Source organism: Micromonospora sp. MGP-C2 (genome assembly GCF_057766525.1).
This window is the reverse complement of record NZ_JBYMEN010000002.1, coordinates 6,790,516-6,813,021: the sequence shown is the minus strand read 5'-3', so window position 1 is coordinate 6,813,021 and position 22,506 is coordinate 6,790,516. Positions and strand designations below refer to the sequence as shown.

Sequence of the window (22,506 nt, the reverse complement as noted above, 5' to 3'; positions counted from 1 at the left end):
GGCCCCTCGGGGCCCTTCCTTCGCGCGTCGGGTGTCGGTGCGACTCAGCCTCGGCGCAGGACGGCGAGGAACATCGCGTCGGTGCCGTGGCGGTGCGGCCAGAGCTGCACGGTCGGCCCGTCGCCCAGACCGGGCATGCCGGCCGGCAGCAGCGGCCGGGCGTCCACGAAGTCCACAGCGACCCCGCTACGGCGGGCCGCCTCGGTCACCGTCACGTGTGTCTCGACAGTGTGCGGCGAGCAGGTGACGTAGGCGACCAGCCCACCTGGGCGGACCGCCCGCAGCGCCGCGCCGAGCAACTCCCGTTGCAGCCGGGTCAGCGGCGGCAGGTCGGACGGCTGGCGACGCCAACGCGACTCCGGCCGGCGGCGCAGCGACCCCAGCCCGGTGCACGGGGCGTCGACCAGCACCCGGTCGAAGTGCTGCTCCGGCAGCTTCGGGTCGCCGCCGACCTCACGGCCGTCCATGGTCAGCACGGCCACCGGCAGGTCCCGGGTCGCCAGGGAGACCAGCCGGGCACGGTGCTCGGCCACCTCCACCGCTGTCACCCGGGCACCACGTTGCGCGGCCAGCGCGCCGAGCAGCCCGGCCTTGCCACCCGGGCCGGCGCACAGGTCCAGCCAACGCCCGTCCGGGCCGTCCAGCGGCGCGTCGGCGAGTGCGGCGGCCACCAGCTGCGAGCCCTCGTCCTGGACGTGGGCGCGACCGTCGACCACCGCCGGGATGTCGCCCGGCGCTCCGCCGGGCAGATAGACGGCGTACGGCGAGAAGGCACCGGGCGCTCCGCCGACCTGGTCGGCCAACTCGACCGGGTCGATCAGCCCCGGCCGCGCGCACAGGTGCACCGGCGGGCGCTCATTGTCCTCGATCAGCAGGCGCTCGGTCTCACCCAGATCACCGTCGAGCGCCTCGGAGAACGCCCGCACGATCCACTGCGGGTGGCTGTACGCCAGTGCGAGGTGCCCGACCGGGTCGGTCTCCATCGGCGGGGCGAGCTTCGCCACCCAGGCGTCCGCGTCCCGGGTGGACACCTCGCGCAGCACCGCGTTGGCGAAGCCGGTGGCACCCGGTGCGACCGAGCGGACCAGGTCCACCGTCGACGAGACGGCGGCGTGCGCCGGCACCCGGGTGTGCAGCAGCTGGTACGCCCCGAGCCGCAGCGCGTCACGGACCGGCGGGTCGATCCGGGCCACGTCCCGGCCGGCCGCGTCGGTCAGGATCGCGTCCAACGTGCCGAGGTGGCGCAGGGTGCCGTAGGTCAGTTCGGTGGCGAAGGCCGCGTCCCGACCGAACAGCCCCTCCTCCCGAAGGATCATGGGCAGAACGAGGTTGGCGAACGCGTCGTCGCGGTGCACCGCGGCAACCGCCTCGTACGCCGCACGACGCGGTCGGTCCAGTGGTGGCCGGACCGGCCGGCGGTCCCCGCCACGACCCGCGGGCGGGCCGGAGCGGGTGGGGCGGGTGCCCTCGGGGGCTGTCACGCGAAGTCCTCTCCAGTGCCGACCCGGACGCCGCGCGCCCAGTCGGTCGCGCCCATTGCCCGCTTGCCCGCGGCGCGGACCTCGCCGAGGCGCACCGGCACTGTCGCCGTGCCACTCAGCACCCGGGACTTCTCCACCAGCAACTCCCCCGGCTTCAACTCTGGGCCGTCGGGCACCGGCACGACCGGGCCGAGCTTCACCCGCTCGCCCCGGAAGGTGGTCCAGCCGCCCGGGGCCGGGGTGCAGGCCCGGATCCGACGGTCCACCGCGAAGGCCGGATCGCTCCAGCGCACCCGGGCGTCGTCCACAGTCAGCTTCGGCGCCAACGACACCCCGTCGGCGGGCTGCGGCTCGGCCCGGGCGGTGCCGTCGGCGATCGCGTCGAGCACCGCCACCAGCAGACCGGCACCGGAGTCGGCGAGCCGCTCCAGCAGGTCACCGGAGGTGTCGGCGGCCCGGATCTCGTCGGTCAGGGTGCCGTAGACCGGGCCGGTGTCCAGGCCCTCCTCCAACTGGAAGACGCTGGCACCGGTCAGCTCGTCGCCGTGCAGCACGGCGTGCTGCACCGGTGCGGCACCCCGCCACGCGGGCAGCAGCGAGAAGTGCAGGTTGATCCAGCCGTGCCGGGGGATGTCCAGGGCGGCCGGCGGCACCAACGCGCCGTAGGCCACCACCGGCACGCAGTCCGGCGCGAGCGCGCGGAGCCGGTCGAGGAACTCGGGGTCGCGGGGACGGGCCGGCGTGAGCACCTCGACGCCGTGCTCGTCGGCCCACTCGCCGACCGGGGACCGGGACAGGCCACGCCCGCGGCCGGCGGGCGCGTCGGGCCGGGTGACCACGGCGACCAGCTCGTGCCGGGAGGCGGCGACGGCGGCCAGGGCGGGAACGGCGACGGCCGGCGTGCCGGCGAAGATCACGCGCATCCGGTCACCGACCCAGACCGAACGGGTCGCTGAGGTGCGGGCTGAGCTTCACCGTGGGCGGGGCCGCCGCGTCGTACCAGTCGGCCTGGCGGATCGCCTTCATTGCCTCCTTGCGCCCGGCGGCGTCCAGCCGGTCGAGGAAGAGCACACCGTCGAGGTGGTCGGTCTCGTGCTGCACACAGCGGGCCATCAGGCCGCTGCCCACGATCTGCATGGGGTCGCCGAACGAGCTGAAGCCCTTGGCGATGACGTTCTGACGGCGCTTGGTGTCGAAGTAGAGCCCGGGGATGGACAGGCAGCCCTCCGGGCCGTCCTGCTCCTCCTCGTCGGGGAACTCGAGGACGGGGTTGACCAGGTGCCCGAGCACGTCGTCGACGTCGAAGGCGAACACCCGCAGGCTCACACCGAGCTGCGGGGCGGCCAGGCCGGCGCCGTTCTGCTCACGCATCGTGTCGGTGAGGTCGGCGACGAGCCGACGCAGCTCGGCGTCGAAGTCGACCACCGGATCGGCCGGCGTGCGCAGCACCGGATCCCCAAACAGACGGATGGGCTGGACGGTCACGCGGGGTGGCTCCTTCATGGGTCGGACGGGGATGCCGTACCAGTCTACGGAGTGCCCCGCCACGTGCCGGCCGGCGTACCTCGATCGGAGACGGCCGGTGTGCCCAGCGTCACCAGCAGGCTCTCGTAGCCACGCAGGGTCAGCCGGGTCCGGTGCCGGGGCTGCTCGGCCAGCGCCAGCTCGGGGAGGCAGCGCAGCAGCATCGGGAAGGCCAGTTGCGCCTCCAGCCGGGCCAGGCCGGCGCCGAGGCAGTAGTGCGGGCCGGCGCCGAAGGACAGCGGGTGCGCCTGGTCACGGGTCGGGTCGAAGCGCTGTGGGTCGGGAAACCGGCGCGGGTCCCGGTTCGCCGCGCCGAGCAGCAGCAGCGTCGTGCTGCCGGCCGGGAGGTCGAGCCCGCCGCAGCGCAGCGGCGCCGTGCTGGTGCGGGTCGTCAGCTGCACCGGCGAGTCGTAGCGCAGCAGCTCCTCGATGTACGCCGGGGCGAGCGCGGGATCGGCGCGCAGCTCGGCGGCGGCGGCCGGGTGGTCCAGCAGCACGACGAGACCGTTGCCGAGCAGGTTGGTGGTGGTCTCGAAGCCGGCCACCAGCAGCACCACCAGGTTGGCCAGCAGTTCGTCGCCGGTGAGCCGGTCGCCGTCGGCGTCGTGCACCTGGACCAGCGCGGTGGTCAGGTCGTCGGCCGGTGCCCGCCGCCGGGCGACGATCAGCTCGACGAAGTAGTCGCGCAGCTCGGAGGCGCCCGCGTCGGCGACCGTCAACTCCTCGGGGGTTATCTCCGGCTCCAGCACCCCGGTCAGGTCACCGGCCCAACGGCGGAACAGCGGCCGGTCGGCGGCGGGTACGCCGAGCAGCTCGCAGATCACCCCGACCGGCAGCGGGTACGCGAAGTCGGCCAGCACGTCGACCGGAGCGCCATCCTCGGCCCGGGAGACGATCGCGTCGAGCAACTCCTCGGCCTGTGCCCGCACCACGTCGCGCATCCCGGCGATCCGGCGGGGGCTGAACGCCCCAGCGGCCAGCCGACGCATCCGGCTGTGGTCCGGCGGGTTGGTCCGCAGCATGGACCGGGCGATCGACGACACGGCGGGGCTGTCCCGCCAGTTCGGCCAGACCTCGTCGCGCAGCGGGTCGTCGAGCACCCCGAGGCGGGGGTCACGCAGCAGCTCGTCGGCCTCCGGGTAGCCGGTCACCACGTACAGGCCCGGCATCGCCTGCACCACCGGCCCGTGGGCGCGCAGCCGCTCGTACGTCGGGTACGGGTCGACACGTCCCTGCGGCGACATGAGCAGTGTGAGCGCTTCGGCAGCCTCCATGGCTGGCCTCCCCCGTCGATGCGTCGGAGGTTCCATCATCCCGGTGCGGCCGCCATCCGGCAGCCCTCGGCGCCGTGCAGTCTTCGCCGAGCACACAGGCAGCGGCGACTCAGGCGCCGGCGCCCAGAGCTCAGGCGCTGGCGGCCGGGTCCCCGGCGAGCACCGCGTCACCGCGGAGGAGCGCGGGCTCAGGCAGCGGGAGCTGGATCTTGTGAGCCGCCTCCCAGTCGTAGATCAGGCCGGGGCGGACCTGGGCGGCGAAGTAGTCGATCGCCGTCATCCCACCCACGACCGGCTCGTCGACCTCGGCGACCAGCTGGGCGGGGACCATGGAGAACCCGTTCTGGAGGGCGGCGCTGAGGCGGCGGTGACCGTCGACGACGAAGAAGTACTCGCCGGTGAACCCGATCTTCAGGGGTTCGAGGGCCTCGTCGCCGGCCTCGGCCACGTCGCCGACGAAGTCGGTGTCCCACAGACCGCGCAGCGTGGCGATGTCCTCGGTCGGGTAGACGCGGGCCGGGTCCAGCAGCAGCAGCGGCGGGCCGTCACGCAGCACCTCGGCGCCGAGCTTCCCCTCGTACGCGGCGACGATGTGCTCGATCACCTCGGTGGCGGACGCCCGGGTGGTGTCGCAGATCAGGTCGTAGTTGCGCAGCCGGGCCTTGTCCACGCCGTATCGGATGATGAACCGGCTGCGCTCGCTCACGCTGCGCTCACGAAGCTTGGCCTTGGCCTCCTCCAGGGAGGCGTAGCTCTCCGCCGGGCCGGACGGTCGGGCGAGCACCCGACGGGCCGCCTCGCCCGGCTCGGTGATCATGTGGACCTTGAGCGCGTCGGTGAAGAAGTGCCAGGCCAGCCGGGAGTCCATGACCAGGCGCTCACCGGAGGCGGCGATGTCCCGCTGGAGCTGGTCGACGTAGCCGTCGACAGCCTGGTCGAGCTCGGCGTGCAGGTTGAGCTGCAACGCGGTCATCTGCCGCTGCTGCGCCATCTCCCGGTAGAGGTCCCCCACACTGACCCGGCGCATGCCGAGCCGCTTGGCGATCTCGACCGACACGGTGCTCTTGCCGCTGCCGAGGTCGCCGTTGAAGACGATCGATTGTCCAACGGTCACGACTGGTCCACCCCTGATCACCGGATCATTGACATCATCGACATCGCGCCCGAGCAACGCGTTACCGCCATTGTCGCGCCATCCTGCGGCGGCCCCGACTCGGCGCGTCCGACGCTCCGTCGCGACCTGGAGCCGCCGTACGCCTCGGCATGACGGGCGATGCTACCACTCTGACGCCACCGCCCTGCCGGACGCGGTGTGCGGGCGACCACCCGACGGTCGGGCTGCGGCACCGCCGGCACCGGCGGAAACTTCTCAGAAGAGGCTCAACGGATCGACCTGGAGACGGACCGGGTCGGCGGCCTTGCGGGCGGCACGAACACCGGCAGCCGAGTGCAGCGCCTCGGCGAGCGCGGCAGCTCGGGCCCGGGGCACCCGGACCAGCATCCGCTCCCGGCCCTCCTCGGCCGGCACCGGCCCGAGCACCTCGGCGTCCGCGGGCAGCCGGGCAGCGGTGAGCAGGTCCGCCACCGCCTCGGCCGAGCCGGTGACGCTCGCCATCCGTACCGCCGGCGGGAAGCCCAGCTCCCGGCGCTCGGCCAACTCCCGGCCGGCGAACCAGGCCGCGTCCCAGCGCAGCAACGCCTGCACCGGGGCGAGCGCGCCGTCGGCGACCACCACCACCCGGCCGGCCGGCGCCGGGCGGGCCAGGGCCGCCGCGGCCAGCCAGCGCCGCAGCGCCTCCTCCCCGGCCCGCAGGTCGGCCCGGGTCAGCAGGGCCCACGAGTCGAGCAGCAGCACCGCGCCGTAGCCGCCCTCGGCGACCGGCTCCGCACCCGGCGTGGCCACCACCAGGGCCGCGCCGCCGGGCACGTCGGTCAGCACCTCCTCGCGCCCCGAGGTGCGCACCGGGACGTCCGGGAACGCCCGCCCCAGCTCCTCGGCGGTCCGGCGGGCGCCGGTCACCGCGGCCCGCAGCCGCCGCCCACCGCACTCCGGGCAGGCGTACGCGGCGGCCACCCGGGCACACCACCGGCAGGCCGGGGTGCCGCCGGCCGAGGGCAGCGCGAGCGGGCCGGCGCAGTGCGCGCAGCGCGCCGGGGTGCGGCAGTCCCCGCAGGAGATCGACGGCAGGTAGCCGCGCCGGGGCACCTGCACCAGCACCGGATGGTCCTGCCGGAGGGCGTCGCGGGCGGCCGTCCAGGCCAGGCTGGGCAGCCGGGCGGTGGCGGCCCCGGGGTCGCGGGCCAGTTGCGGGTCGTCGCCGGTCGGCGCGATGGCCGGGATCCGGGCCCGCACGGTCGCCCGGTCGCCGACCACCTCCCGCGCCCAACCGGTCTCCAGCAGCAGTTGCGCCTCAGAGGTCCGGGCGTACCCACCGACCAACGCACCGGCCTCGGCGAGCTGGACGCGGGTGAGCAGCACGTCACGGGCGTGCGGGTAGGGGGCCCGGGGTTCGGAGTGCAGATCGTCGCCGTCGTCCCAGATGGCGACCAGGCCGAGCCGGTCCACCGGGGCGAACATCGCCGCCCGGGTGCCGATCACCACCGGCACCTGGCCGCGGCGGGCGGCGAGGAACGCCCGGTAACGCCGGGCCGGCCCGAGCGCGGCGGAGAGGCTGACGTGCCGTCCCGGACCGAGCACGCTGGTGAGCGCGGCGTCCAGCCGGTCGAGGTCACGGGCGTCAGGCACCACGACGACCGCCCCGCGCCCCCCGGCGACGGTGGCGGCCACCGCGTCGGCGTAGCGAGCCGCCCAGTCCTCGCCGGGCAGCGCCGACCAGACCGCGCGCGGTGCGCGGCCGTCGGTGAGCGCGCGCAGCAGCGCGGGGCCGGTCGGGTAGTCCCGCCAGCCACGCGGGTCGACCGCTGCGGCCTCGGCGACGGCCGTCGGGCCGGGTTCGTCGTCGCGGGCCTCCTTCTCCACCCGCGCGTGCCGGGGCGGCACGGCGAGCCGGAGCACGTCGGCGAGGTTGCCCGCGTACCGGTCGGCGACCGCCCGGGCCAGCCGGGCGACCTCGGGCGCCAGCACCGGCTCCGGCGAGACCACCTTCTCCAGGTACGCGAGGCGGCCGGTGTGCCCGGAGTCGTCGGCACGGGACAGCAACCATCCGTCGACGAGCTGCCCGGCGAATCGCACCTTCACCCGCGTACCGGGAATCGCCACCTCGTCCAGCTCGGCGGGCACCAGGTAGTCGAACGGGCGGTCCAGGTGTGCCAGCGGGACATCCACGCAGACGCGCGCGACCGGCGACCCATCTGCGGGTCGCCGGTCGCTGTGCCTGGTGGCGGTCAGGCTCCCGCGGCCGACTTGAGGTCGGCGGCCCGGTCGGTGCTCTCCCAGGTCAGGTCCGGCAGCTCCCGACCGAAGTGGCCGTACGCGGCGGTCTGCTGGTAGATCGGGCGGAGCAGGTTGAGGTCCCGGATGATCGCGGCCGGGCGCAGGTCGAAAACCTCGGCGACGGCCTTCTCGATCGAGGACACCGGCACGGTCTCGGTGCCGAACGTCTCGATGAACAGGCTCACCGGGTGCGCCTTGCCGATGGCGTAGGCGACCTGCGCCTCACACCGCTCGGCCAGGCCGGCGGCGACCACGTTCTTGGCGACCCAGCGCATCGCGTACGCGGCCGAGCGGTCCACCTTGGACGGGTCCTTGCCGGAGAACGCGCCACCGCCGTGCCGGGCGTACCCGCCGTAGGTGTCGACGATGATCTTGCGGCCGGTCAGGCCGGCGTCACCCATCGGGCCGCCGATCTCGAAGCGGCCGGTCGGGTTGACCAGCAGCCGGTAGCCCTCGGTGTCCAACCCGAGGCTCTCCAGCTCCGGAGCGATGACGTGGTCACGCACGTCCGGGGTGAGCAGCGAGTCCAGCGAGATGTCCGCGGCGTGCTGGCTGGACACGACAACGGTGTTCAGCCGGACCGGGCGCAGCCCCTCGTACTCGATGGTGACCTGGGTCTTGCCGTCCGGGCGCAGGTAGGGGATCGTGCCGTCCTTGCGGACCGCGGCGAGCCGGCGGGCCAGCCGGTGGGCGAGGGCGATCGGCAGCGGCATCAGCTCGGGCGTCTCCGAGCAGGCGAAGCCGAACATCATGCCCTGGTCGCCGGCGCCCTGCGCGTCCAGCGCGCTCTCCGACGCCCCGGTACGCAGCTCGAAGGCGTTGTCCACGCCCTGCGCGATGTCCTCGGACTGCGCGCCGATGGAGACGCTGACCCCGCAGGAGGCGCCGTCGAAGCCCTTCTTCGACGAGTCGTAGCCGATGTCGAGGATGGTCCGGCGGACGATCGTCGGGATGTCGGCGTACGCCTTGGTGGTCACCTCACCGGCGATGTGCACCTGGCCGGTGGTGATCATGGTCTCCACCGCGACCCGGCTGTGCGGGTCCTCGGCCAGCAGCGCGTCGAGGATGCCATCGCTGATCTGGTCAGCGATCTTGTCCGGGTGGCCTTCCGTGACCGATTCGGACGTGAAGAGACGGCGTGTCACGGCACTCCTAAGCGTGTGAGGTCGTTCCGCGGCAGTCTAATCACCACTGCGGCCGGTGTCGGGATCGGTCGCGCCGTTTACCACTCGTCAGGAACTGCCGGGCAGCCGCGCCACGACGAGATCCCAGACGGTGTCGGCCACGGCCTCCTTGGCCTGCTCGGGAAGCCGGCTGACCGAGCCGTCCGCCCCGATGACCGTCACCGTGTTGGTGTCGGCGCCGAAGACCTTGTCCGGGCCAACCTCGTTGATCACGATCAGGTCGGCCCGCTTCCGGGCGAGTTTTGCTCTGCCGTTGGCCTCGGCGTCGCCGGTCTCGGCGGCGAACACCACCAGCAGCTGCTCCGGTCGCTTGCGCTGGCCGAGCTCCGCTGCGATGTCGGGGTTCGTGACGAGCTCGATGGTGGGCGCGACACCATCGTCCGACTTCTTGATTTTGCCAGCCGCGTACGTCGCCGGGCGGAAATCGGCCGGAGCCGCAGCCATCACCACCGCGTCGGCGTCGACGGCGGCCTTCACCGTCGCCTCCCGCAGCTCGGCGGTGGTGCCCACCCGGATCAGGTCGACGCCGGCGGGGTCGGGCAGGGAGACGTTCGCCGCGATCAGGGTGACCCGGGCGCCCCGGGCCACGGCGGCGCGGGCGAACGCGTAACCCTGCTTGCCCGAGGAGCGGTTGCCCAGGAAACGGACCGGGTCCAGTGGCTCCCGGGTGCCACCCGCGGTGACGACCACCCGACGGCCGGCCAGGTCGGCGGGGGCGACGTCGCCCCGGGCCAGCACCTGACGGGCGATGGCGAAGATCTCCGCCGGGTCGGGCAGTCGCCCCTTGCCGGTGTCGACGCCGGTGAGCCGCCCGACGGCGGGCTCGATGACCCGGACGCCCCGGGAGCGCAGCGTGGCGACGTTGGCGACGGTGGCCGGGTGCTCCCACATCTCGGTGTGCATGGCGGGGGCCAGCAGCACCGGGCAGCGGGCGGTCAGCAGGGTGTTGGTCAGCAGATCGTCGGCGAGCCCGTGCGCGGCCTTGGCGAGCAGGTCGGTGGTGGTCGGCGCGACCACCACCAGGTCGGCCTGCTTACCGAGTCGGACGTGCGGCACCTCGTGGACGTCGGTCCAGACGTCGTCGGCGACCGGCTGGCCGGAGAGTGCCGCCCAGGTCGGCGCCCCGACGAACCGGAGCGCCGACGCGGTCGGCACGACACGGACCCGGTGACCTGATTCGGTGAAGAGTCGCAGCAGCTCGCACGCCTTGTAGGCGGCGATGCCGCCGCCAACCCCGAGGACGATCGAGGCGGACATCGGCCGGCGAGTGCTTACGGCTGGTCGGTCGGCTCGGCGGTGAGCAGGCCCGAGTTGATCTCGCGCATGGCGATGGAGAGGGGCTTCTCCTGCGGGGTGGTCTCGACGAGCGGGCCGACGTACTCCAGCAGACCCTCACCGAGCTGGCTGTAGTAGGCGTTGACCTGGCGCGCGCGCTTGGCGGCGAAGATGACCAGCGCGTACTTCGACGTCGTCTTCTCGAGGAGCTCGTCGATCGGCGGGTTGGTGATGCCTTCGGGGTTGGCGATGGATCCCACGAATTAACCTCTGCGTCTTTCGAGCCGCGCGGACGCGGTGCTGAGTCTCAACAGCGGCCGACCGTCAGCCGCGCACTCGCGACCAGGTCGGATCCGGATAAGAAGAACCGAGTAAGCCTACCAGCTCGTCGGCCACCCGCTCGGTGAGGTCGTGGGTCAGCGTGTGCTCGAAGGCGGCCGCCACCACGGCGTCGGGGTGATACCCGGGTGGGCTCAGCAGCACCAGCCGCGAATCGGGCAGGCACGCGCGCACCAGCGGGGCGCCGGGCAGGTCGAGCGGAAGAAGCACCGGCTGCCCGGCGTCGAGCCGGGCGCGCAGCGGTTGGTACGGGGTGCCCCGGCGGTACGAGCCGATCCGGGACCACTCCAGCAGCTCGCCGTCGACGAGTCGGCGATCGAACTCGGCGGGGGCGAGGAAGACGCGGTCAACGCCGTCGATTTCCGACTCCCGGCGCGGCCGTGTGGTCGCCGGCACCGGCAACCACACGGACGGAGAACGCGCCCGGACGAGCTCGACGACACTCTCCCTGCCGGAACCCGAAGGTCCAGCCAGGACAGTGAGCCGAGCCGCCGGGCGCGCCTCGTCATCCGTGCTCACTGCTTGTTTCTACACGCTGCCAGGTTCAGTTGGCGGCGAACTCTCCAAGCAGTGCCTTGCGCTGCTGCTCGCCGAGGCCACGCAGGCGACGGCTGTCGGCGATCTTGAGCTTCTCCATGATCTGGGTCGCCCGGATCTTGCCGATACCCGGCATGGCCTGCAGGACGGCCGAAACCTTGAGCTTGCCGACGACGTCGTCGCCCTCGGCGCGCTCGAGGACAGCACCGAGGGTGGTCTTGCCCTGCTTGAGCTGCTCCTTCAGCTGAGCACGGGCCTTGCGGATCTCCGCGGCCTTCTCGAGCGCGGCAGCGCGTTGTTCGGGGGTCAGTGACGGGAGCGGCACCAGTTCTCCTCAGGTCCCTATCGCGGCGGGCGGGGCGCACCGCCGCATCTGTGAAACGTGGTGTCGCTGTGAACCAAGGGGTCCGTGGTTCCCAGCGCGGGGAAAACTAGCGGTCAACGGAGCTTTCGGCAACGTGGGGGGTCCATGATCAACGCACAGTGACCGACCCGTCAGTCAGTCACCGGGCAGGCAATACGGCCCGACAGTCGGCCAGAACCCGGTCCGCGGCGGCCCGCAGGGCAGCGACGTCGGGGCCCGCCGAGAGCACCTCCCGCGAGTACGACGGGAGCACCGAGCCCAGGCTCGGACCGAAGACGGTACGCAGATCGGCTGCCCCGGCACCCTGCGCGCCGAGGCCCGGGGCGAGCAGTGGACCCCCCACGCCGGATAGGTCGTGACCGGTGTCGCCGATGGTCGCCCCGACCACCAGACCGAAGCTCCCGAGTGGTGTCGCACCCCTGTTGAGCTGGGAAATCTCGTCGATGACGGTCTGCGCGACGGTGCGGCCGTCGGCCGTACGGGCCCGCTGCACGGCCGCGCCCTCGGGGTTGGAGGTGAGGGCGAGCACGAACACTCCGCCGCCGTGCTGGGCAGCCAGCTCGAACATCGGCGCCAGCGAACCGACCCCGAGGTAGGGGCTCGCGGTGACCGCGTCGACATACAGCGGGCTGGATGGATCAAGGTACGCGGAGGCGTACGCGCTCACCGTCGAGCCGATGTCGCCGCGCTTGACGTCAAGGAGAACGAGCGAGCCAGCATCCCGTAACTGTCGGATAGTTGACTCAAGAATCGCCACGCCCTGGGACCCGAATCGCTCGAAAAAGGCCGACTGAGGCTTGACCACCGCAACCCGGTCACCGAGGGCTTCCACGACGGTTTGGGTGAAGCGGTCAAGACCCTGAAGGTCGTCGGCGAGACCCCAACGGGCCAGTAGACCGGGATGCGGGTCGATGCCCACACAGAGCGGCCCCCGCTCGTCGACCGCCCGGTGCAGCCGGCTTCCGAAGCTCTCCATCCGGTACTCCCTCTCTCCTCCTGCCGGGCGGCGGACCGCCTCCCGGGTACCCGTCGACCACTACCGATTCAGCCGGCCGCCACCGCCGCCGCGACGCCAGCCGCGATCCGAGCCAGGTCGACGTCGTCGGTGACGTACGGCGGCATCGTGTAGACCAGGTCGCGGAACGGGCGCAACCACACCCCCTGCTCGACCGCGGCCCTGGTGGCCGCGCCGAGGTCGACCTCGTGATCGAGCTGCACCACCCCGATCGCGCCGAGCACCCGCACGTCGGCGACGCCCGGCGTGCCGCGCAGGGGCTCCAGACCGGCACGCAGACCGGCGCCGACCCTGGCGACCTGCCCCGCCCAGTCCCCGGCCCGCAGCAGCCCGATGGAGGCGTTGGCCACCGCGCAGGCCAACGGGTTGCCCATGAACGTGGGCCCGTGCGCCAGCACGCCGGCGGCGGAGATGCCACGGGCGACCTCAGCGGTGCAGAGCGTCGCCGCGAGCGTCAGGTAGCCCCCGGTGAGTGCCTTGCCCACGCACAGCACGTCCGGGGTCACCCCGGCGTGCTCGGCCGCGAACATCGCACCGGTACGGCCGAACCCGGTGGCGATCTCGTCGAAGATCAGCAGCACCCCGTGGGCGCGGGTCACCTCGCGCAGCACCCGCAGGTAACCCGGGTGGTGGAAACGCATCCCGCCGGCGCCCTGGACGACGGGTTCGACGATCACCGCGGCCAGCTCGTCGGCGTACCGCTCGACGGTCTCCACCAACGCCGCCACGTACGCGTCGTCGGGCGGGTCGTCGAAGCCGCCCGGCGGAACCGGCGCGAACACCTGCCGGGGCAGCACGTCGCCCCAGAGGTGGTGCATGCCGCCCTCCGGGTCGCAGACGCTCATCGGGTGGAACGTGTCGCCGTGGTAGCCGCCCCGCCAGGTCGCCAGCCGGCGTCGCTGCGGCTGCCCGACGGCCCGCTGGTACTGCAGGCACATCTTCACCGCCACCTCCACGCTGACGGAGCCGGAGTCGGCCAGGAACACGTGCTCCAGGCCCTCCGGGGTCAGCTCGACCAGGGTCCGGGCGAGCTGCACGGCGGGCTCGTGGGTGAGTCCGCCGAACATCACGTGACTCATCCGGCCGAGCTGGTCGGTCACCGCCGCGTCCAGCACCGGGTGCCGGTACCCGTGGATCGCCGCCCACCAGGACGACATCCCGTCCACCAGCTCCCGCCCGTCGGCCAGCCGCAGTCGTACCCCCTCGGCGCTCCGCACCACGTAGGGCTGGTTCGTCGGCGGCAGCGCGGCGTACGGGTGCCAGACGTGTGCCCGGTCGGCGGCCAGGATCTCCTCGGGTGTCACGCGTACTCCTTCGTGCCTCAGGCGGCCCGGACGGCGGGCGTCCTGCGGCCGGGTCGAACCTCGCCGTCGCCGCCTCCCGCGCCGCCGCCGCTCCCATGTCCGCTGCCTTTGCTCTGCACCCACGGACGCGACACCCGCGGACGCGATCCCCACGGACGCACCACCCGGGGACGCGACACCCGGTGGCCGGGTGTCGCGCTCCGGGTGGTGCATCCACGGGTGCAGAGCAAAGGAGCAACAGCGGGCGTGGGCTCCTCGGCGCGCAGCGGGCTCGAGGCCCGGTTGCGCCGGGCCAGCACCGCACCGGGGGCGGTCACCGACCGGCGACCGGTTCCGGTGCCACGGTTGCGGCCGTCGCGCGGGCGGCGGCGCGCACCAGGGCAGGGCCCCGGTAGATGAAGCCGGTGTAGAGCTGCACCAGGGACGCGCCGGCGTCGAACATCCGTGCCGCGTCGTCCGGGTCGAGCACCCCGCCGACGCCGACGATCGGCAGCCGGCCACCGGTTTCGGAGTGCACGAAGGCGACCACGTCGCGGGCCCGCGTGGTCAGGGGCCGACCGGACAGGCCACCCGCCTGGGCGCCGCGCTCGGCGTCCACAGTGGCCAGACCGGTACGGGCCAGGGTGGTGTTGGTGGCGATCACCCCGGCGGCGCCCCGGGCCAGGCACACCTCCAACAGCTCGGCGATCGCCGCCTCGGTCAGATCCGGCGCGATCTTGACCAGCACCGGCTTCTCCCCCACCAGGGCGCCGAGCAGCGCGTCCAGGTGGGCGCGGTCCTGCAACGAGCGCAGCCCCGGCGTGTTGGGTGAAGACACGTTCACGGCGAAGTAGTCGCCGTGCCCGCGCAGCGCCCGGTACGAGGCGAGGTAGTCCTCGACCGCCTCGTCGAGCGGGGTCACCTTGGACTTGCCCAGCGAGATGCCCAACGGCACCCCGAGCGGGCGCGGCAGCGCCGCCAGCCGGGTGGCCAGCGCGGCGGCCCCGGCGTTGTTGAAGCCCATCCGGTTGACCACGGCCTCGCTGGCCGGCAGGCGGAACAGCCGCGGCCGTGGATTGCCCGGCTGGGCGTGCGCGGTGACAGTGCCGACCTCGACGAAACCGAAGCCGAGCCCCGGCCAGGCCGGCAACGCCGCGCCGTCTTTGTCCATGCCCGCGGCCAGCCCGACCGGGTTGGGGAACCGCACGCCGAACACGGTGCGCGGGGCGTTGACCGCGTACCGGGCCCGCAGCGCGGCGAGGGCCACCGGACGCCGCGACAGCGCGCTCAACCGACGCAGTGTCCACTCGTGCGCCACCTCGGCGTCCCCACCGCCGAGCCGGAACAACTGGGGGCGTACCACCCGCTCGAACAGGGTCACTGGGCCGCCCGCAGGGTGGCGTGCAGGTCCTGCAGGGGGCGTACCTGCATGTCGCCGCGAATCCGCGCCTCGATGCCCATCACGGCCGCGGCGGCGCCGGGAACCGTGGTGATGCAGGGGATGTCGGCGGTGACGGCTGCGCTGCGGATCTCGTAGCCGTCGGAGCGGGCACTGGCACCCGAGCCCTGCGGCGTGTTGATCACCAGCGCCACGTGGCCGCCGCCGATCAGCGACACCGCGTCGTCGCCCTCACCGGCCTGGTAGTGCTTACGGATCTGCTCGCAGGCGATGCCGTGCCGGCGCAGCACCTCGGCCGTGCCGGCGGTCGCGACGATCTCGAAGCCCAGATCGGCCAGCCGCTTGATCGGGAAGATCATGCCGCGCTTGTCCCGGTTGGCCACCGACACGAAGATCTTCCCCGTGGTCGGCAGCGAGCCGTACGCGGCCGACTGGCTCTTGGCGAACGCGTGCCCGAAGTTGGTGTCGATGCCCATCACCTCGCCGGTCGACTTCATCTCCGGCCCGAGCAGCGAGTCGATCCCCTTGCCGGCGCGCGTCCGGAAGCGCTTGAACGGCAGCACCGCCTCCTTGACCGCGATCGGCGCGTCGGCGGGCATCGTGCCCCCGTCCCCGGTCGCCGGCAGCAGGCCCTCGGCGCGCAACTCGGCGATGCTCGCGCCGAGCGCGATCCGGGCCGCCGCCTTGGCCAGCGGCACCGCCGTCGCCTTGGAGACGAACGGAACGGTCCGCGACGCCCGCGGGTTGGCCTCCAGGACGTAGAGCACGTCGTCCTTGAGGGCGTACTGCACGTTGAGCAGGCCGCGGACGCCGACGCCACGCGCGATGGCCTCGGTGTAGCGGCGCACCTCGGCCAGGTGCGAGCCGGCGAGGGTGATCGGCGGCAACGCGCAGGACGAGTCGCCGGAGTGGATGCCGGCCTCCTCGATGTGCTCCATCACACCGCCGATGTAGACCTCGCCGTCGGCGTCGCAGAGCGCGTCCACGTCGATCTCGATGGCGTCGTCGAGGAACCGGTCCACCAGCACCGGGTGATCCGGGGAGATGTCGGTGGCGCGTCCGATGTAGTCGCGCAGCGTCGGGTCGTCGTAGACGATCTCCATGCCCCGACCGCCCAGCACGTACGACGGCCGGACCAGCACCGGGTAACCGATCTCGTCGGCGATCGTCTTGGCCTCGTCGTAGGACGTGGCCATGCCGTGCGCCGGCGCGCGCAGCCCGGCCCGGGCCAGCACCGTGCCGAACGCGCCGCGCTCCTCGGCCAGGTGGATCGACTCCGGGGAGGTGCCGACGATCGGCACGCCCGCGTTCTTGAGCCGCTGCGCCAGGCCCAGCGGCGTCTGCCCGCCGAGCTGTACGACCACCCCGACCACGCCCGGCCCGCCGGCCGCCCGGCCGGACGAGTCCTCCGCGTGCCAGACCTCCAGGACGTCCTCGAAGGTCAGCGGCTCGAAGTAGAGCCGGTCGGCGGTGTCGTAGTCGGTCGAGACCGTCTCCGGGTTGCAGTTGACCATGACCGTCTCGTAGCCGGCCGCCCGCAGCGCCTGCACCGCGTGCACGCAGGAATAGTCGAACTCGATGCCCTGCCCGATCCGGTTCGGGCCGGAGCCCAGGATCAGCACCTTCGGCCGGTCCGACGGCACGACCTCGGTCTCCAGGTCGTACGTCGAGTAGTGGTACGGCGTGGTGGCCTCGAACTCGGCCGCGCAGGTGTCCACCGTCTTGTAGACCGGGCGCACGTCGAGGCGGTGCCGCAGGGTCCGTACGCCGTCCTCGGCGGCCAGCTCCGGGCGCAGCGCGGCGAGCTGCCGGTCGGACAGCCCGGCCCGCTTCGCCACCCGCAACAGGTCGGCGTCGAGCACCGGCGCGTCCACGATCTCCGTACGCAGCTCGATCAGGGCGGCGATCTGGTCGAGGAACCACGGGTCGATCCCGCCGGAGGCCTCGGCGACCTCGGCGATCGACGCGCCGAGGCGCAGCGCCCGTTCGACGGTGTACAGCCGGCCGTCGTGCGGGATCCGCAACGCGGCGAGAGTGTCCGCGAGCGTGACGTCGGCCGGGTCCGGCACGGTCCAGAAACCGGCGGCCTTGGTCTCCATCGAGCGCATCGCCTTGTTCAGCGCCTCGGTGAAGTTGCGCCCGAGGCTCATCGCCTCACCCACCGACTTCATCGTGGTGGTCAGCTCCGGGTCCGCACCGGGGAACTTCTCGAACGCGAACCGGGGGATCTTCACCACCACGTAGTCCAGGGTCGGCTCGAACGCCGCCGGGGTCTTCAGGGTGATGTCGTTGGGGATCTCGTCGAGGGTGTAGCCGATGGCCAGCTTCGCGGCGATCTTCGCGATCGGGAAGCCGGTCGCCTTGGAGGCCAGCGCCGAGGAGCGCGACACCCGGGGGTTCATCTCGATCACGACGATCCGGCCGTCGACCGGGTTGACCGCGAACTGGATGTTGCAGCCGCCGGTGTCCACCCCGACCTCGCGCAGCACGGCGATGCCCAGGTCACGCAGGCGCTGGTACTCCCGGTCGGTGAGCGTCATGGCCGGGGCCACGGTGACGCTGTCGCCGGTGTGCACGCCCATCGGGTCGATGTTCTCGATCGAGCAGACCACCACGACGTTGTCCCGCCGGTCGCGCATCAGCTCAAGCTCGTACTCCTTCCAGCCGAGCACGCTCTCCTCGATAAGCACCTCGTGCACCGGGCTGGCGGACAGGCCGTCGCCGGCGATGCGGGCCAGGTCCTCCGGGGTGTGCGCCATGCCGGAGCCCAGGCCACCCATGGTGAACGACGGCCGGATCACCACCGGCAGACCCAGCTCGGCGACGGTCGCCTCGACCTCGTCCATCGAGTGGCAGACCCGGGAGCGGGGCACCAGCCCGGTCGGGTCGTCGACGCCCAGGCGGACCCCGGCCTTCGCCACGATCTCCTTGAACAGCTGCCGGTCCTCGCCCCGGTTGATGGCGTCGATGTTCGCGCCGATCAACTCCACGCCGTACTTCTCCAGGACGCCGCCCTCGTGCAGTGCGACGGCCGTGTTCAGCGCGGTCTGCCCACCGAGGGTCGCCAGGATCGCGTCGGGGCGCTCCTTGGCGATGACCAGCTCCACGAACTCCGGGGTGATCGGCTCGACGTAGGTGGCGTCGGCGAACTCCGGGTCCGTCATGATCGTCGCCGGGTTGGAGTTGACCAGGCTGACCCGGATCCCCTCACTGCGCAGCACCCGGCACGCCTGGGTGCCGGAGTAGTCGAACTCGCAGGCCTGCCCGATGACGATCGGCCCGGAGCCGATCACGAGAATGTGCTTGAGATCGGTCCGCTTAGGCATTGCTGCGCCCCCTGCTGTGGTTCCGACCCTCGATCAAGTCGGCGAATCGGTCGAAGAGGTAGTCCGCGTCGTGCGGGCCGGCCGCCGCCTCCGGGTGGTACTGCACAGTGAACGCGGGCACGTCCATGGCCCGCAGCCCCTCGACCACGTTGTCATTGAGGCAGACGTGCGACACCTGGACGCCGCCGAAGTCGGTGTCGATCACCTGGTCGGGGACCACCGCGCCAGCACCCGCGCCGGGCACCTTGACCGCGAAGCCATGGTTGTGGCTGGTCACCTCGACCTTGCCGGTGACCCGGTCGAGCACCGGCTGGTTGATCCCCCGGTGGCCGTAGCCCAGCTTGTAGGTGCCGAAGCCGAGCGCCCGGCCGAGGATCTGGCTGCCGAAGCAGATGCCGAACAGCGGCACCTCCCGCCGCAGCGCCTCCCGGGCCAGCGCCACCGGGGCGTCGGCGGTGGCCGGGTCGCCCGGACCGGGCGACAGGAAGATCGCGTCGGCGCCGGTGGCGAGCAGGTCGTCGATGCTCGACGAGGCCGGCAGCACGTGGGTGGTCACCCCACGGGTGGCGAGTCGGCGCGGCACGTTGCGCTTGATGCCCAGGTCGAGGGCCGCCACGGTGAACCGGTGCTCGCCGATAGCCTCGACGACGTACGGCTGGGCGGTGGTCACCTCGGCGGACAGGTCCGCGCCGACCATCTGCGGTGCCTGGCGGACGCGGGTCAGGAGGCTCTGCGGGTCGTTGTCGACGCTGGAGATGCCCACCCGCATGGCGCCACGCTCGCGCAGGTGCCGGGTCAGCGCCCGGGTGTCCACCCCGCTGATGCCCACCACACCCTCGGTGGCGAGCCGGTCCTCCAGGCCGCCGGTGGCGCGCCAGTTCGAGCCGATCCGGGCCGGGTCGCGTACGACGTAACCGGCCACCCAGATCCGGCCGGACTCGTCGTCCTCGCCGTTGACTCCGGTGTTGCCGATGTGCGGCGCGGTCTGCACCACCACCTGCCGGTGGTACGACGGGTCGGTGAGTGTCTCCTGGTAGCCGGTCATGCCGGTGTTGAAGACCGCCTCGCCGAAGGTCTCCCCGACGCCGCCGTACGCCTCACCGGGGAACGTGCGCCCGTCCTCCAGGACCAGGATTGCGGGTCTGCGCTTGACCATTACTTGACAGCCTTTCCGTCCAGGACCGTCGGCTCGCCACGCAGGAAGGTCGCCACGATGCGACCCGGCAGCGTCATGCGGGCGTACGGGGTGTTGCGACTGCGACTGGCCAGCTCCGCCGGCTCGATGGTGCGGTGGGCGGCCGGGTCGATCAGGGTCAGGTTGGCCGGCACGCCGGGTGCCGGGTCGATGCCGTGCCCGGTCAGCCCCGCGATCCGGGCGGGGGTGCGCGACATCCGCTCGGCGATCAGGTCCCACTCGGGACCGAGCACGTCGAGCGCGATGGACAGGGCGGTCTCCAGGCCGAGCATCCCCGGCCGGGCGTACGCCCACTCGCACTCCTTGTCCTCCACGGCGTGCGGGGCGTGGTCGGTGGCGATCACGTCGATCACACCGTCGGCGAGCGCGGCGCGCAGCGCGGCGATGTCCGCGGCCGTCCGCAGCGGCGGGTTGACCTTGAAGACCGGGTCGTAGCTCTCCGCACGCTCGTCGGTGAGCAGCAGGTGGTGCGGGGTGACCTCGGCGGTGACGCGTACGCCGCGTGCCTTTGCCTGGCGCAGCACCTCGACGCTGCCGGCGGTGGAGACGTGGCAGACGTGCAGTCGGCTGCCGACGTGTTCGGTGAGCAGCACGTCGCGGGCGATGATCGCCTCCTCGGCGACCGCCGGCCAGCCGATCAGCCCGAGCCGGGTGGAGACCTCACCCTCGTGCATCTGGGCGCCCTCGGTGAGCCGGGGCTCCTCGGCGTGCTGGGCGATGATCCCGTCGAACGCCTTGACGTACTCCAGGGCCCGGCGCATCAGCAACGGGTCGGCGACGCAGTGCCCGTCGTCGGAGAAGATCCGCACCCGGGCCGCGGAGTCGGCCATCGCGCCCAGTTCCGCCAGCCGCTCGCCGGCGAGCCCGACGGTGACCGCGCCGATCGGCTGCACGTCGACCAGCCCGGCCTCGCGGCCGAGCCGCCAGACCTGCTCGACCACGCCAGCGGTGTCCGCGACCGGGGAGGTGTTGGCCATCGCGCAGACCGCCGTGTAGCCCCCCATCGCCGCCGCGCGGGACCCGGACTCGACGGTCTCGGCGTCCTCCCGGCCGGGCTCGCGCAGGTGGGTGTGCAGGTCGACGAGGCCGGGCAGGGCGACCAGCCCGGTGCCGTCGATGACGGTGGCGTCCGGCGCGGACAGGCCGGCGCCGACCTCGGCCACCACGCCGTCGCGGATCAGCAGATCGGTCGGCGGGCCGCCGACGACGCTCACGCTGGTGATCAGGTACGCGCTCACCGGTTGTTCCCTCCGAGCAGCAGGTAAAGGACAGCCATCCGCACGGAGACCCCGTTGGTGACCTGTTCGACGATGGTGGAGCGGGGTGAGTCGGCGACCTCGGGGGTGATCTCCATCCCCCGGTTCATCGGGCCGGGGTGCATGACGATCGCGTGCTCCGGCAGCCGACGCATCCGCGGGCCGTCCAGCCCGTAGCGGCGGGCGTACTCACGCGCGGAGGGGAAGTAGGAGTCGTTCATCCGTTCCCGCTGCACCCGCAGCATCATCACCACGTCGACATTCGGCAGCACCGAGTCCAGGTCGTAGGAGACGTCGGTGGCCGGCGCCAACGCTCCGGCGATGTCGACCGGGATGAGGGTGGGCGGGCCGACCAGGGTGACCTTCGCGCCGAGGGTGGAGAGCAGCAGCACGTTGGAGCGGGCGACCCGGGAGTGCAAGACGTCCCCGACGACCGCTACCGACAGGCCGGCCAACCGGCCCAGCCGGGACCGCATGGTGTACGCGTCCAGCAGCGCCTGGGTGGGGTGCTCGTGGGTGCCGTCGCCGGCGTTGACGACCGACCCGTCGACCCAGTTGGCCAGTCGGTGCGGCGCGCCGGAGGCCGGGTGCCGGACGACCACGGCGTCGGCGCCCATGGCCTGCAGGGTCAGCGCGGTGTCCTTCAGGCTCTCGCCCTTGGTGACGCTGGACCCCTTCGCGGAAAAGTTGATCACGTCGGCGCTGAGCCGCTTCGCCGCCGCCTCGAAGGAGATCCGGGTGCGGGTGGAGTCCTCGTAGAAGAGGTTCACCACGGTCCGGCCGCGCAGCGCGGGCAGTTTCTTGATCTCCCGGCCGGCGACGGTGGCCATCTCGGCGGCGGTGTCCAGGATCTCGGTGGCGGTCGCGGCGTCCAGATCCGCGCCGGAGAGCAGATGCTTGATCATGAGGTGGGTCCCCCGTAGAGCTTGACCTCGTCCGTCCCGTCGGTCTCGGCGAGCGTCACCTTCACGCTCTCGGCGAGCGAGGTCGGGATGTTCTTGCCGACGTAGTCGGCGCGGATCGGCAGCTCCCGGTGGCCGCGATCGACCAGGACGGCGAGCTGCACGGACGCTGGGCGGCCCACGTCGTTGAGCGCGTCGAGCGCGGCCCGGACGGTGCGGCCGGAGAACAGCACGTCGTCGACGAGGATGACCCGCTTGCCGTCGATGCCGCCGGGCGGCAGCTCGGTCGGGCCGATCGCGCGGGTGGCGTGCCGGCGCAGGTCGTCGCGGTAGAGGGTGATGTCGAGCACACCGACCGGAACGGCGACGTCCTCGAAGGTGCTGATCCGGTCGGCGAGCCGCCGAGCGAGGGGGGTTCCTCTGGTGGGAATCCCAAGAAGCACCGTGTTGGCGGCGCCCTGGGTCTTCTCCAGGATCTGGTGGGCGATGCGGTCGACCACGCGTTGCACGTCGGCGCTGGCGAGGATCACCTTCACCGAGGGTTGTCGCGGTGGTGACGAGCGGGCAGCCGATGGGTATGCCACGGCGGACCTCCTTCCCCGCCTCACTGGACGGGTCGTTAAAGGATGTCGGGCACCTCCGGCCGGACCGCAGAGCGCTCCTGAGCCGGGGCTTCACGCCACGTTACCAGTGGTCACCGGGCTGATGGACGGCGGCCACTGACCACCGGATCAGGACCATGAAAAGGGGATAACTTC

19 protein-coding genes are annotated in these 22,506 nt (G+C 72.6%); all 19 read right to left on the bottom strand.

What is annotated here, in order from left to right:
- Nucleotides 1-44: 44 nt before the first annotated feature.
- Nucleotides 45-1,523, bottom strand: a complete 1,479-nt coding sequence (locus AC3CF1_RS31290; protein ID WP_247667604.1) for an RsmB/NOP family class I SAM-dependent RNA methyltransferase — start codon at nucleotides 1,521-1,523, stop codon at nucleotides 45-47.
- Nucleotides 1,478-2,404 carry a methionyl-tRNA formyltransferase gene (gene fmt / locus AC3CF1_RS31285; RefSeq protein ID WP_488451878.1) on the bottom strand — a complete coding sequence of 309 codons (927 nt, stop codon included), beginning with the start codon at nucleotides 2,402-2,404 and terminating at the stop codon, nucleotides 1,478-1,480. Before fmt ends, AC3CF1_RS31290 begins: the two co-directional genes overlap by 46 nt.
- Before the next feature lie 4 nt (nucleotides 2,405-2,408).
- On the bottom strand, nucleotides 2,409-2,966 hold the full coding sequence (def, locus tag AC3CF1_RS31280; RefSeq protein ID WP_210926143.1) for a peptide deformylase: 558 nt from the start codon (nucleotides 2,964-2,966) through the stop codon (nucleotides 2,409-2,411).
- 44 nt (nucleotides 2,967-3,010) lie between these two features.
- Entirely contained in the window at nucleotides 3,011-4,279 is a 1,269-nt protein-coding gene (locus tag AC3CF1_RS31275; protein WP_355162992.1) for a cytochrome P450, read from the bottom strand.
- Nucleotides 4,280-4,409: 130 nt separating this feature from the next.
- Nucleotides 4,410-5,393 (bottom strand): AAA family ATPase, encoded by a 984-nt coding sequence (locus AC3CF1_RS31270; protein WP_088947465.1) that lies wholly within the window; start codon nucleotides 5,391-5,393, stop codon nucleotides 4,410-4,412.
- 255 nt (nucleotides 5,394-5,648) lie between these two features.
- Nucleotides 5,649-7,628 carry a primosomal protein N' gene (locus tag AC3CF1_RS31265; RefSeq protein ID WP_488452150.1) on the bottom strand — a complete coding sequence of 660 codons (1,980 nt, stop codon included), beginning with the start codon at nucleotides 7,626-7,628 and terminating at the stop codon, nucleotides 5,649-5,651.
- The gene (gene metK, locus AC3CF1_RS31260) at nucleotides 7,625-8,818 is read right to left on the bottom strand and encodes a methionine adenosyltransferase (protein ID WP_141908849.1); all 1,194 of its coding nucleotides are present in this window, start codon (nucleotides 8,816-8,818) and stop codon (nucleotides 7,625-7,627) included. The genes AC3CF1_RS31265 and metK overlap by 4 nt, the downstream gene beginning before the upstream one ends.
- 87 nt (nucleotides 8,819-8,905) lie before the next feature.
- On the bottom strand, nucleotides 8,906-10,114 hold the full coding sequence (gene coaBC / locus AC3CF1_RS31255; RefSeq protein ID WP_141908848.1) for a bifunctional phosphopantothenoylcysteine decarboxylase/phosphopantothenate--cysteine ligase CoaBC: 1,209 nt from the start codon (nucleotides 10,112-10,114) through the stop codon (nucleotides 8,906-8,908).
- 14 nt (nucleotides 10,115-10,128) lie between these two features.
- On the bottom strand, nucleotides 10,129-10,392 hold the full coding sequence (gene rpoZ, locus AC3CF1_RS31250; RefSeq protein ID WP_030335666.1) for a DNA-directed RNA polymerase subunit omega: 264 nt from the start codon (nucleotides 10,390-10,392) through the stop codon (nucleotides 10,129-10,131).
- A gap of 64 nt (nucleotides 10,393-10,456) precedes the next feature.
- Nucleotides 10,457-10,990, bottom strand: a complete 534-nt coding sequence (locus AC3CF1_RS31245; protein ID WP_354983678.1) for a guanylate kinase — start codon at nucleotides 10,988-10,990, stop codon at nucleotides 10,457-10,459.
- 25 nt (nucleotides 10,991-11,015) lie between these two features.
- Nucleotides 11,016-11,333: an integration host factor, actinobacterial type gene (gene mihF / locus AC3CF1_RS31240; protein WP_124821254.1), complete on the bottom strand. Its 318-nt coding sequence runs from the start codon at nucleotides 11,331-11,333 to the stop codon at nucleotides 11,016-11,018.
- Nucleotides 11,334-11,511: 178 nt separating this feature from the next.
- The gene (gene pyrF, locus AC3CF1_RS31235; protein WP_488451877.1) at nucleotides 11,512-12,348 is read right to left on the bottom strand and encodes an orotidine-5'-phosphate decarboxylase; all 837 of its coding nucleotides are present in this window, start codon (nucleotides 12,346-12,348) and stop codon (nucleotides 11,512-11,514) included.
- Between the two features lie 68 nt (nucleotides 12,349-12,416).
- Nucleotides 12,417-13,691, bottom strand: coding sequence for an adenosylmethionine--8-amino-7-oxononanoate transaminase (locus AC3CF1_RS31230; RefSeq protein ID WP_488451876.1), 1,275 nt, complete (start codon nucleotides 13,689-13,691; stop codon nucleotides 12,417-12,419).
- A gap of 313 nt (nucleotides 13,692-14,004) precedes the next feature.
- Complete coding sequence (locus AC3CF1_RS31225; protein ID WP_488451875.1) at nucleotides 14,005-15,051, bottom strand: quinone-dependent dihydroorotate dehydrogenase; 1,047 nt, start codon at nucleotides 15,049-15,051, stop codon at nucleotides 14,005-14,007.
- The gene (carB, locus tag AC3CF1_RS31220) at nucleotides 15,048-18,395 is read right to left on the bottom strand and encodes a carbamoyl-phosphate synthase large subunit (protein WP_354983675.1); all 3,348 of its coding nucleotides are present in this window, start codon (nucleotides 18,393-18,395) and stop codon (nucleotides 15,048-15,050) included. The genes AC3CF1_RS31225 and carB overlap by 4 nt, the downstream gene beginning before the upstream one ends.
- The gene (carA, locus tag AC3CF1_RS31215) at nucleotides 18,388-19,551 is read right to left on the bottom strand and encodes a glutamine-hydrolyzing carbamoyl-phosphate synthase small subunit (protein WP_488451874.1); all 1,164 of its coding nucleotides are present in this window, start codon (nucleotides 19,549-19,551) and stop codon (nucleotides 18,388-18,390) included. Before carA ends, carB begins: the two co-directional genes overlap by 8 nt.
- On the bottom strand, nucleotides 19,551-20,828 hold the full coding sequence (locus tag AC3CF1_RS31210) for a dihydroorotase (protein WP_099852264.1): 1,278 nt from the start codon (nucleotides 20,826-20,828) through the stop codon (nucleotides 19,551-19,553). Before AC3CF1_RS31210 ends, carA begins: the two co-directional genes overlap by 1 nt.
- Nucleotides 20,825-21,751 carry an aspartate carbamoyltransferase catalytic subunit gene (locus tag AC3CF1_RS31205; RefSeq protein WP_088947455.1) on the bottom strand — a complete coding sequence of 309 codons (927 nt, stop codon included), beginning with the start codon at nucleotides 21,749-21,751 and terminating at the stop codon, nucleotides 20,825-20,827. Before AC3CF1_RS31205 ends, AC3CF1_RS31210 begins: the two co-directional genes overlap by 4 nt.
- Entirely contained in the window at nucleotides 21,748-22,332 is a 585-nt protein-coding gene (gene pyrR / locus AC3CF1_RS31200) for a bifunctional pyr operon transcriptional regulator/uracil phosphoribosyltransferase PyrR (protein ID WP_354983673.1), read from the bottom strand. The genes AC3CF1_RS31205 and pyrR overlap by 4 nt, the downstream gene beginning before the upstream one ends.
- Nucleotides 22,333-22,506: the final 174 nt, after the last annotated feature.